The sequence below is a fragment of the Phenylobacterium sp. J367 genome, assembly GCF_024699985.1.
Lineage (GTDB): Bacteria > Pseudomonadota > Alphaproteobacteria > Caulobacterales > Caulobacteraceae > Phenylobacterium.
Genome location: NZ_JAJONA010000002.1, coordinates 88,428 through 98,772 on the forward strand (window position 1 = coordinate 88,428; position 10,345 = coordinate 98,772).

General features: G+C 65.3%; 13 protein-coding genes. All 13 read left to right on the forward strand.

Going from position 1 to position 10,345, the window contains the following annotated elements:
- Positions 1-62 precede the first annotated feature (62 nt).
- The 13 genes from LRS04_RS26125 to LRS04_RS26185 all read left to right on the forward strand — a co-directional run bounded on the left by LRS04_RS26125 (position 63) and on the right by LRS04_RS26185 (position 10,220).
- The gene (locus tag LRS04_RS26125; protein WP_257819359.1) at positions 63-449 is read left to right on the forward strand and encodes a universal stress protein; all 387 of its coding nucleotides are present in this window, start codon (positions 63-65) and stop codon (positions 447-449) included.
- Between the two features lie 482 nt (positions 450-931).
- Complete coding sequence (locus LRS04_RS26130) at positions 932-1,105, forward strand: hypothetical protein (protein ID WP_257819360.1); 174 nt, start codon at positions 932-934, stop codon at positions 1,103-1,105.
- Positions 1,106-1,172: 67 nt separating this feature from the next.
- Complete coding sequence (locus LRS04_RS26135) at positions 1,173-2,156, forward strand: TerC family protein (RefSeq protein ID WP_257819361.1); 984 nt, start codon at positions 1,173-1,175, stop codon at positions 2,154-2,156.
- A 116-nt stretch (positions 2,157-2,272) separates the two neighbouring features.
- Entirely contained in the window at positions 2,273-3,214 is a 942-nt protein-coding gene (locus LRS04_RS26140) for a calcium/sodium antiporter (protein WP_257819362.1), read from the forward strand.
- 139 nt (positions 3,215-3,353) lie between these two features.
- On the forward strand, positions 3,354-3,782 hold the full coding sequence (locus LRS04_RS26145) for a Na+/H+ antiporter subunit E (protein ID WP_257819424.1): 429 nt from the start codon (positions 3,354-3,356) through the stop codon (positions 3,780-3,782).
- A gap of 94 nt (positions 3,783-3,876) precedes the next feature.
- Positions 3,877-4,062: a monovalent cation/H+ antiporter complex subunit F gene (locus tag LRS04_RS26150; protein ID WP_257819363.1), complete on the forward strand. Its 186-nt coding sequence runs from the start codon at positions 3,877-3,879 to the stop codon at positions 4,060-4,062.
- Entirely contained in the window at positions 4,059-4,355 is a 297-nt protein-coding gene (gene mnhG / locus LRS04_RS26155) for a monovalent cation/H(+) antiporter subunit G (protein WP_257819364.1), read from the forward strand. The genes LRS04_RS26150 and mnhG overlap by 4 nt, the downstream gene beginning before the upstream one ends.
- An 8-nt stretch (positions 4,356-4,363) precedes the next feature.
- Entirely contained in the window at positions 4,364-5,284 is a 921-nt protein-coding gene (gene mbhE, locus LRS04_RS26160) for a hydrogen gas-evolving membrane-bound hydrogenase subunit E (RefSeq protein ID WP_257819365.1), read from the forward strand.
- Positions 5,281-5,565, forward strand: a complete 285-nt coding sequence (locus tag LRS04_RS26165) for a hypothetical protein (RefSeq protein WP_257819366.1) — start codon at positions 5,281-5,283, stop codon at positions 5,563-5,565. The genes mbhE and LRS04_RS26165 overlap by 4 nt, the downstream gene beginning before the upstream one ends.
- A gap of 2 nt (positions 5,566-5,567) precedes the next feature.
- A complete protein-coding gene (locus LRS04_RS26170; protein WP_257819367.1) occupies positions 5,568-7,064 on the forward strand; it encodes a complex I subunit 5 family protein in 1,497 nt (498 codons plus the stop codon).
- Positions 7,061-8,572 carry a complex I subunit 5 family protein gene (locus LRS04_RS26175; RefSeq protein ID WP_257819368.1) on the forward strand — a complete coding sequence of 504 codons (1,512 nt, stop codon included), beginning with the start codon at positions 7,061-7,063 and terminating at the stop codon, positions 8,570-8,572. Before LRS04_RS26170 ends, LRS04_RS26175 begins: the two co-directional genes overlap by 4 nt.
- Complete coding sequence (locus tag LRS04_RS26180) at positions 8,569-9,249, forward strand: hypothetical protein (RefSeq protein WP_257819369.1); 681 nt, start codon at positions 8,569-8,571, stop codon at positions 9,247-9,249. The genes LRS04_RS26175 and LRS04_RS26180 overlap by 4 nt, the downstream gene beginning before the upstream one ends.
- The gene (locus LRS04_RS26185) at positions 9,150-10,220 is read left to right on the forward strand and encodes a proton-conducting transporter membrane subunit (RefSeq protein WP_257819370.1); all 1,071 of its coding nucleotides are present in this window, start codon (positions 9,150-9,152) and stop codon (positions 10,218-10,220) included. Before LRS04_RS26180 ends, LRS04_RS26185 begins: the two co-directional genes overlap by 100 nt.
- The last annotated feature ends 125 nt before the right edge of the window (positions 10,221-10,345 follow it).

The following is a 10,345-nucleotide window of genomic DNA, read 5'->3' on the forward strand; positions in this document are numbered from 1 at the left end:
GACCCGGCCGCGCATCTACGAGGAGGTGCTGGTCGGGACTGATTTCTCCGCCTATTCGGCCAATGCGCTTTCGACGGCGGCCAGTTACTTCCCCCTTTGCGCGCCTCACGCTGCTGCATGGCTGGCAGGTGCCGTTCGCAGGCTTTCTGGACAAGGGAGAGTTCCGCGAGGACTGGCGCGCGGAGACGCTCAGGGCGAGCGAAGTGTTCGTCGGCCAGGCCGCCTTAAGCGATGAGCAGCGCGGTCGCATCAAGACGTTGGTCGAGCACGGGCCGCCTGAGATGCTTGTTCACGCCTATATGCGGGACCACGGTGTCGATCTCGTGGTCGTCGCCGCCCATAGCGGAAAAGGGGTCTTGGACCGACGGCTTGGTGGCACGGCCAAACGCATCCTTGAGACCGCGCCCGGCGATGTCCTGCTCGTCCCTCAGCGCGCGGTCAGGATCTGAACTCGCGGCCAGGCGTCAGAGCCGACCGAGGCCGACGAGGGCGAAGTCGCATTCGGCCGTGCCGGCCACGCGAGCCAAGCCCTCTTGAGCGAGACGGGGTCTATAGAAGGCTCCTTTGAGGCGAGGCTCCCAAATGCGTTCAGGCCGCGGCGGTCTTCCAGGCCAGGTCAAATCTGCGGGCACAACTGTAAATGTAGAGATTGCAAAGGTTAGTTGTCGCAACCGGCAGCCTCAGATAGCCCCGACACTCGCCACGCCTTTCAATTTCACTGCCAGCATATGATCACCTCAGTATATCGCGACGATGAGCGGATCTGATCAACAAACCAGTGGCGCAATCATTACGCCGCACCATCTTTGAAAGGTGGCCCGGGCCCCTCTGACGACCGACGGCGGTCGTGATGTCGGACCGCCAAAGGCGCGTCCGGCCAGCTCCCCCAACGCCCCGCCGGCCGGGCGCGCCTCCAGCGAAGGAGGAGCCCATGGAGGTCCAAAAACTGAGCCGCCTGCAAAGCGAGCACCGCCATCTGGAGGCGCGCCTGAGCGCTGAGCTTAGCCGCCCCTGCCCGAATGATTTTCTCGTGCGGGACCTAAACCAGCGTAAGGTACAGGTGGGACACCAAATCTTCGAAGTCGAGTACGGTCGTATCCGCTGATTGACCGTGCCGAGACACCTTAACAAGGGGCGCGAAAGCGCCCCTCCGCTTATCTTGGAACGGGTTGATGCTTGAGTTGATGACTGAGCCCTGGCTGGGAAAGCCGATCTGGATGTGGGCGTCCTTCGCCGGCATCGTCGTCGTGCTGCTCGCGCTCGACCTCGGCGTTCTCCATCGGAAACACAAGGAAATCGGCGTGCGCGAAAGCCTCGCGCTTTCAGCGGGCTACATCACCTTGGGTCTGGGCTTTGGCGCATGGGTTTGGTTCGAACTCGGCCGCCAGGCGGGGGTCGAATACCTGACGGGCTTCCTCGTGGAGAAGAGCTTGGCGCTCGACAACGTCTTCGTCATCGCCACTATTTTCGCGGCCTTCGCCATCCCTGCCGCGTACCAGCATCGCGTTCTGTTCTGGGGTGTGTTGGGCGTCATCGTTCTGCGCGGGATCATGATTGGCGCCGGGGCTGCGCTCGTTTCCCAATTCGAATGGCTCCTGCTGGTCTTCGCGGGCTTCCTCATCCTGATGGGAATCAAGATGTTCGGAGCTTCGACCGCGCCTAAGAATCCCCTCGACTCAAAGATGTACCGGTGGGTCGCGAGCCGGATGCGCTTGACCGACGGACTTCGCGAGCACCGGTTTTTTGTGCGCGAGCCTGGCCCCGGCGGAAAGACTGTGCTGTGGGCGACACCGCTATTCATGGCGCTGGTCATGGTTGAACTGGCGGACGTCATCTTTGCCGTGGACTCGGTGCCGGCCATCTTCGCCATCACCACAGATCCCTACCTCGTCTACACCTCCAACATCTTCGCCATCCTAGGTTTGCGCGCGCTGTACTTCGCCCTGGCCGCGGTCGTCGCGCGGTTTGCTTACCTGAAGAAGGCGTTGGCCTTGCTGCTGGTCTTCATCGGCGCCAAGGTGTTCGTGGCGGAGGCCATGGGGTGGGAGAAATTCCCCGCCATTGTCTCTCTTACGGTGACCGCCGCGTTGCTAGCTGGCGGCGTTGTGTACTCCCTGATCAAGACCAAAGCGGCCGCGCCTGCTGTGGCCCCGTAAGGATGCTGGCGGGACCGGCGGTATCTGAGCACTAACGCGACCACACCGGAGCGAGGATATGGAAATTTGGATCCCGCTGATTGGCGGTCTCGCATTGCTGATCGCGGGGGGCCGAATTGCTGGTCCGCGGCGCTGTCCGTCTTGCGGAAGGGATGGGCGTGTCTTCGCTGCTCATCGGGCTGACGATCGTGGGGTTCGGCACGTCCACCCCCGAACTCGTCACCAGCGTTGAGGCCGCTCTGCTGAACTCTCCGGGTATCGCCGTAGGCAATATCGTCGGCTCCAACATATTCAATGTCCTCATCATACTGGGCGCGTCGGCTCTGATCTGCCCCATAGCGGTGTCATCGACGGCTCTGCGCCGGGATGGCTCGTGGGTGATCGGCACAGCATTGCTGTTGGCGCTCGTAGGTGTGATCTGGACTTTAGATCGCTTTGTGGCGGCCGGCCTGCTCGTGCTGTTGACCGTTTATCTGGTCCGCGCGTGGCGACAGGAGCGTCGCGTCGCTCCTGGTGGAAGCGAGCACACGGCGATCTTTGAGAAGGCCGAGGCGCTTGAACAACTTGATCCTGGCTTGCGGCCAGCGGCGACAGCCAAGCCCAAGGCATTGGGCTGGGTGTTGCCGTTGGGCCTGTGCCTCGGCGGATTAGCCCTGCTTGTGTTCGGCGCAAGCAATTTCGTGACAGCGTCTGTCGAACTGGCCCGTCTGCTCGGGGTGAGCGAGACAGTAATAGGGCTGACCATCGTGGCGGCCGGCACCTCGATGCCCGAACTCGCCACATCGACGATCGCGGCCCTGCGTAAGCAGGCGGATGTCGCAATCGGCAACGTGCTCGGCTCGAACATTTACAACGTCCTGGGCATTGGCGGGGTCACGGCCCTCATCGCGCCGACCGCCGTCCCGGCGCAGATCGCCGGTTTCGATAGCTGGGTGATGGTCGGCGTCTCCATCCTCCTCCTCCTGCTGCTTTGGACCGGACGGCGGCTCAGCCGTCTCGAAGGCGCGTGCCTAATCGCCGGCTACGTGGTCTATGTGTGGTGGATCTGGCCAAAATGATCCACCGCGACCATGGGCGCCCCCACCCAATGACTGAGGGGGTCGTGACGCGTACCCTCACATCAAGGGAACAGGCCCGACGGCTCCTCGCGTTCTTGAGTACGCAACTGTTCTCGGTAGCGGTTTAGCGCTCTTTCTGCTGCTCAACGAGGGCGACCTTTCTAGTCTCGTCGTCGGTGTGCCGGCCGCGCTGACTGGGTTAGCCCTGTCTCGCCGCCTTCCCGCGGCGGCGAGAAGCCACGTGTCCCCCCGGGGACTCCTCGAGTTCATCGTCTATTTCCTGTGGCAGGCGGCCGTCGGGGGGTGGGACGTGGCGCGGCGCGCCTTGGGACCGCGCAGTCTGGTCCAACCCGGCTTCGTGCCTTATTGTATGAGCCTGCCGGAGGGTCTTCCGCGGGCGGTCTTCCTCGACACCTTGACGCTCTTGCCCGGAACCCTCAGCGCCGATGTTAAGGGTGCAGAGATGCGCATGCACGTCATCGACGTCGATGCCCATTCCCATGAGCAGATCAAGGAACTGGAGGATCGGGTCGCGCGACTGTTCGGCGTCAAGGGTGATCACCCATGATGGCGACGGTGGCGACGGTCTTCGCGGCCCTCCTGATACTCGTCACCGCCGTCGCGTTGGTTCGCGTCGCCCGCGGGCCCGCGACAGCGATCGGATGCTGGGGCTGCAGCTGTTGGGAACGAGCCTCACAGCGCTTGCCCTCCTGCTTGGCGTCGCGCTTGATCGGCCGCGTCTGTGGGACATCGCGTTGGTTTTCGCGGTGCTCGCCTCGCCCACCGCAGCCGTCTTTATCGCAAGCATGCGCCAGCGGACGAGAGACGCCGAAAGTGATCGCGCATGAACTGGACCGAAATCCTGGCGACTGCGCTGTTCGCCGCGGGGTGCTTCTTCTTCGTGGGCGGGGCTGCGGGGCTGCTGCGCTTCCCGGATGTGTACACGCGGCTTCACGCCTTCACCAAGGCCGACAACCTCGGCCTGGGTCTAATCGCGCTGGGAGCCGCCACCCTCGCCGACAATGCGTGGGTCGGGCTCAAGGTTCTATTGATTTGGTTGGTCGTGATGCTCACGAGCGCGACCTGCGGCTACCTCCTCGCAGACCAGGCGCACACCTCCGACCTGGAAAAGCCGAAGTGACGCCCCTTGTGCTCCTCGACCTCGTTCTCGGCGCTGTTGTTCTGGGATTGGTGGCCGCCATGCTGTGGAGCGGCAGCCGTGCGCGAATGACCATGCTTTTCATCGGCTTCGGTGGCGTGGTGGCCTTGGTCTGGATGCGATTGGGAGCGCCTGACGTGGCGCTGGCGGAAGCCGCGGTCGGTGCTGCGCTCACCGGAGCCTTGATCCTGCGGGCCCAGGGGAGCGTGCCGTCGCCTCTGCCTGAACGAAGCCTACCCTGGATCATTCGGGGCCTGGTGGCGGGGCTTTCAGTCGCGGTCTTCAGCGCGCTCGCCTGGGCGCTGATCTCGCTGGACTGGCAGGTACGGCCTGGGCTGGAGGGCGCCGTCGAGGCTCGCCTGCCTGAAAGCGGCGTCACCAACCCGGTGACCGCCGTGCTGCTGAACTTCCGAGGCTACGACACCTTGCTGGAGGTGGCTGTTCTCCTGATCGCGACAGCGGCGGTGTGGTGCCTGGGCCGCAGCCCCGAAACACCCCGGCTTCCGCCTGGGGACCCGTTGTATCTGGCGCTGCTGCGCCCGCTTATTCCCCTGCTCTGCATCGTGGCGGGCTATCTCCTGTGGCTGGGGGCCTTTGCACCCGGCGGCGCCTTCCAGGCGGGCGCGGTCCTGTCGGGCGCGCTCCTGCTGTTGCTCGTCGCCGGTCTGCCGCGGGCGCCCGGCCAGATGGACACGCTCCGTCTGCGCGTCACGATCGCAGCAGGGCTGCTGGTTTTCGTGGTCGTGGCCGCCGCGACTGCAATGTCTCAGTCCACGCTGCTGCAGTACCCGCCTGGCTTAGCTAAACACCTGATCCTGGTGATCGAAGCGGCGCTCACCTTATCCGTGGCGTTCACCTTCCTGGTTCTGTTCCAGGGCGGCCGGCCCGCACCTCCGGACGGGCGCGCATGACGGTCTCGTTGGGGTATGCCCTCCTCGGCGCAGCCGTCCTGGCGCTGTCGATCTATCCGCTTGTCTTGGCGCGCGATCTCCTCCGGCGCATCGTCGCGGCAAATGCGTTCGGCACGGGAATCTTCGTGATCCTGGTCGCGCTCGGCTATCGCGGCGAAGGCGCTCCGCCCGATCCCACCCCCTCACGGCTTGGTGCTGACCGGCATCGTCGTCGCGGTGAGCGCCACCGGGCTTGCATTGGCCCTGGCGGCACGGATGCATGCCGCCGGTGCAAGGCCTGAGGATGTCTGACGCCGCCGGCGCTCTGCTCGCTGGCGTGGACTGGGCCGCCGTCGCCATCCTGACGCCGCTTGTCGGCGGGGCCGCGGCGTTTGTCTTGCCGAACCGCGCCCGAGCCATTGGGGTGGCGGCGAGCGGCGCAACGGCGGCGGCCGCGGTCGCGCTGGTCTGGCTCATCGCGACAGGCGGGCCTTACGATCTCGCCGTCGGTGGGTGGAGCGCGCCACTCGGGATACGGCTTGCCGCCGATGGCTTGTCCGCCGCCTTGCTCGGCATGACGAACCTAGTCGGCGCGAGCGTCGCCGTCCACGTGGCCTTGACCGGCAGAGCGACAAAGAACGACCCCGAGGCAGGGGTCGCGGCTTGGGGCTTCTGGCCCCTTTGGCTGCTGCTGCTGGCGGGCTTGAACGCGCTCTACCTCTCGGCGGACATCTTCAACCTCTATGTGACCCTGGAAATGGTCGGCCTCTCGGCGGTTGGCCTGGCGGCGCTCTCGGGGAAGGCTGACGCCTTCAAGGCCGCGATGCGGTACCTGCTCGTGGGGATCATTGCTTCGCTTGTCTACCTTCTGGGCGTCACACTGCTGTACGCTCAGTATGGCGTCCTCGACCTCGCAACCTTGCGTCAGGTTATGATTCCGGCGCCGGCCACCCAGCTCGCCATGGTCGCCATGCTCGCGGCGCTGGCGATGAAGTCGGCGCTCTTTCCGCTTCACGGCTGGCTGCCACCGGCCCACGGCAACGCCACCGCGCCGGTCAGCGCCTTGCTGTCGGCGCTTGTTGTTAAGGCGAGCCTTTATATTGCTGTGCGGCTTTGGCTCGACCTCTTCGAGCCGACTGGGGTCGGCGCCGGAGCCGTCGCCACGGTTCTTGGAATCCTTGGCGCCTGCGCTGTCCTTTGGGGCGGATTGCAAGCCCTCATCGCCAAGCGACTCAAACTGGTGGTCGCGTACTCCACAGTGGCGCAGGTCGGCTACCTGTTCATGTGCTTTCCCTTGTGGGCGGGTGGCCGAGAGGCGCTTACAGCCTTCGTCTATCTGGCGGTGGCTCACGCGTTCGCGAAATCGGCGCTCTTCCTGGCTTGTGAGCAAGTCCAGCGCGCGCTCGGCGACGACCAGATGTCCAGCCTCTCCAGGCCCGAGCTGCCGGGCGCCGTGAAGATCACCTTCGCGCTCGCAGCGGTCAGTCTGGTCGGCCTGCCGCCGAGCGGGGGCTTCATCGGCAAATGGCTGTTGCTGGACTCCACCCTCTTGCACGGTCCTACCGTGTGGACCGTCGCCGTGCTCTGCGGAACTCTTCTCTCCGCTGCGGCCATGGCCCGTGTCCTGGCTCGTTTCTTCGCGCCCGAGGAGCAAGCTGTCGCCCAGGACTTGGTGGTGGGCGACGCAGCCTCATGGCGATTCAGCCTGACGCCGCTCCTGCTTGCCGCGGCGGCCGTCGGCATCGGGCTGCTGGGCGCCTGGCCTGCGGAACTGGTCAATGTCGGGGAGACCGTGCAGTGAGCGGCGCCTGGCTGCCAATTGTCGTGCTCAGCATCTCGCTGATCGCAGCGCCGCTGATCTTCGCGACCGCCGAGCGGCGCGTCGCGCTTAGGACGACGATCAATCTCTGCGCGGCTGTGCTGAAGCTGGGGCTCGTCGCCTATCTGACTTGGCAGGTCGCCTTCGAGGGCGCCCGTTACGCGTGGCGCTGGCCGATGGCGGCCGGATCTGACCTCGTCCTCCAGGTCGATCCCCTGGCCTTGCTCTTCCTGTCGCTCTCCGCTGGCCTTTGGCTGCTCACGACCATCTACGCCATCGGCTACCTTGAGGATGCCCCGCATCGCAGCCGGTTCTTCGGGTTCTTCAGCCTCTGCGTGGCGGCGACGACGGGTATCGCCCTTGCCGGCAATCTGTACACCTTCCTGATCTTCTACGAATTGCTGACGCTGGCGACCTACCCCCTCGTCGTCCATCGCCAGACGCCCGAGGCGTTGCGTGGCGGGCGAATCTATCTCGCCTACACTTTAACGGGGGGCATGCTGCTGCTTGTCGGGACAGTGTGGTTAGGATCGGCCGCAGGCTCTCTCGACTTCGTCACCGCTGGAAACCCAGCGCTGGCCTCGGTCGATCCCATCACGCTCACCGCCATCTTCGCGCTGCTGCTGGCGGGCTTGGGCGTCAAGGCGGCGCTCTTTCCCGCGCACGGGTGGCTGCCTCAGGCGATGGTGGCGCCGGCCCCGGTTAGCGCGCTCTTGCACGCCGTCGCCGTGGTCAAGGCTGGAGCCTTCGGCATTATCCGCGTCGTCGAGGAGGTGTTCGGCATCGCCCTCACGGTCAAGCTCGGACTGGCCCTGCCGCTGGCCGGGCTCGCGGCCTTCACCATCATCTACGGCTCACTACAGGCCCTTCGCCAAGACGATCTGAAACGTCGGCTGGCCTATTCGACCGTGAGCCAGGTGTCCTACATCGTGCTGGGGGCCGCGCTCTTCAGCCCCTTGGCCCTGATCGGCGCACTGATGCATCTCGTCCATCAAGGCCTGATGAAGATCACGCTCTTCATGTGCGCGGGCAACATCGCTGAGGCGGTCCACCTGTATAAGGTCAGCGATCTCGACGGGATCGGTCGCCGCCTCCCCTGGACGATGACCGCGTTCACGGTCGCGGCGCTGGGGATGATCGGGGTGCCGCCGCTCGCCGGCTTTGTCAGCAAGTGGTACCTGGCGGCCGGCGGGATCGACGACCAGAACGCCTGGGTGGTGCTCGTCCTGCTCGCCAGCAGCGGCCTCAACGCGCTCTATCTCCTGCCGATCCTTCACCGCGCATGGTTCAAGGCTCCGACCGCGGCGACGGCGGGAGCGGCGAGCGGACGCCTCGAGATCAAGTGGACCCTGCTGGCGCCGCCTTTGGTGACCGCCGCACTAGTCATCGGTGTAGGACTGTTCGCCAATGCGCCGTTCAGTCCGCTGAGCTGGGCGCGCCTGATCGCCACCGGTGAGATCCCGCGGCTTCCGGAAGGATTGATCCGGTGACGCCCGAAGCTTGGCTTATCCTGGCGACGATACTGGCGCCGCTCGCGATGGCGGCCCTTGGCCTAGTCCAAGCGTTCAGGCGATGGCTGCCAATTCTTTGCCTCGTTGCGCCGGCGCCCGCTCTGGCGGTCGCCCTGACAAGTCCCGAGGTCACCTTACACCTGCCTTGGATCATGCTTGACGCGCGTCTGACGCTCGACGCCGTGGGCCGCACGTTCCTGACGCTTTTCGCGGTTCTGTACGCGATCTCGGCATGGCACAGCTTCTTCTACCTGCGGCGAAAAGAGCGGCGCGATAGCTACGCAGCCGTTTTCCTGCTCGCCATGGCCGGGAATTTCGGCGTGGCTCTGGCCGGCGACGTGGTGACCTTCTACGCCTTCTTCGCGCTGATGAGCTTTTCCGCCTACGGGCTGGTGGCGCACGACCGGGAGCCCGCCTCAATGAGAGCGGCAGGGGTCTACATAGCCCTTGTCGTGTTCGGTGAGCTGGCGCTGTTCGGCGGCGCGGTGCTCTCGGCGGCTAAGACGGGCGTGGTTTTCGGTACGGGTTTCCAGCCGCCCCCCTGGGTCTCGCCCTCGTGGGCCTGGCCTTTGCGATCAAAGCCGGGCTGGTTCCGACGCACTTCTGGCTGCCGCTCGCCCATCCGGCCGCGCCTGCGCCGGCCAGCGCGGTCTTGAGCGGAGCCATGATCAAGGTCGGGCTGCTCGGCGCGCTGCGGTTCATGCCGCCGGAGGGGCTCGGCGCCGCCAGTGACCTCCTTGTGCTGCTTGGATGTGCAACGGCCATCTACGGTGTGGCAGTCGGGGTCCTGCAGACCAATCCAAAGACGGTGCTGGCCTACTCCAGCATCAGCCAGATGGGATTGATCGCCGTCGGTGTCGCTCTGGCCACCGACGCCAGCGCATCGGACGCGGCGGTGGCCGCGACGCTTGTCTTCGCTCTACACCACGGGTTCGCCAAGGCGGCGCTCTTTCTTGGCGCTGCAGGACGACCTAGAGCCTTCACGGGCTGGCGCCGAAAGCTCCGCATCGTGGCGCTGATACTCCCGGCGATCGCCCTTGCCGGCGCGCCGCTGACCAGCGGAGCGATAGCGAAAGGAGCCCTGAAAGCGCTCGACGTCGGACCGGGGTGGATCGACCTCTTCCTCTCCCTGAGCAGCTTAGGCACGACGCTGTTGATGGTCAGGTTCGTCTCATTGATGCTGAGGCAGGACGGCGCGGAGCCGTCTGGCACCCAGCTGCCGTGGGCGACTGCGGTCGCTGCATCTGCCAGTTTTGTCTGGCTTTGGCCGCCTGCCGCTGCTTGGCTGGGTCACAGCATCGGCGGCAAAGCCATGCTCGCAAGCCTCTGGCCGGTACTGATTGGGGCTGCCGTCGCACTTGTGATCGGGCGGCTGCTTCATCCGCGCGGCAAGCCTTGGATCCCGCCGGGTGACGTGCTGGTGCTCCTGGAACGGTTGAAGCCCTCGTGGGCGGGTCCCGCAACGCGACGGGCATCGCCCACCGCGGTTTGGACGCGCCGGAGCGAACAGAGCGTCGAAATCGCCGATCGCGTCGAACGCGCCACTCAGACCTGGAGCTTCGGCGCTCTTCTGCTCGCGCTCCTGGGCGCCACGCTATTCGGAGCGGCTGTCGTCGCCCAATGGTGACCCCTCGACACATCGCATCGGCGCCGGTCGGCTTTCGACCGTCCCTCGCCAAAGGCTCGTCATAGGAATGCTGGCCGACATCCTGACCTCACAAACTTTCTGGATTTTCTGCGGGGTCGGCTTCT

What these genes read in the sequence shown, in the direction of transcription:
- LRS04_RS26125 (WP_257819359.1), top strand. Translation starts at nt 63, where the DNA reads ATGCGCTTTCGACGGCGGCCAGTTACTTCCCCCTTTGCGCGCCTCACG.
- LRS04_RS26130 (WP_257819360.1), top strand. Translation starts at nt 932, where the DNA reads ATGGAGGTCCAAAAACTGAGCCGCCTGCAAAGCGAGCACCGCCATCTG.
- LRS04_RS26135 (WP_257819361.1), top strand. Translation starts at nt 1,173, where the DNA reads ATGCTTGAGTTGATGACTGAGCCCTGGCTGGGAAAGCCGATCTGGATG.
- LRS04_RS26150 (WP_257819363.1), top strand. Translation starts at nt 3,877, where the DNA reads ATGCTGGGGCTGCAGCTGTTGGGAACGAGCCTCACAGCGCTTGCCCTC.
- mnhG (WP_257819364.1), top strand. Translation starts at nt 4,059, where the DNA reads ATGAACTGGACCGAAATCCTGGCGACTGCGCTGTTCGCCGCGGGGTGC.
- LRS04_RS26165 (WP_257819366.1), top strand. Translation starts at nt 5,281, where the DNA reads ATGACGGTCTCGTTGGGGTATGCCCTCCTCGGCGCAGCCGTCCTGGCG.
- LRS04_RS26170 (WP_257819367.1), top strand. Translation starts at nt 5,568, where the DNA reads ATGTCTGACGCCGCCGGCGCTCTGCTCGCTGGCGTGGACTGGGCCGCC.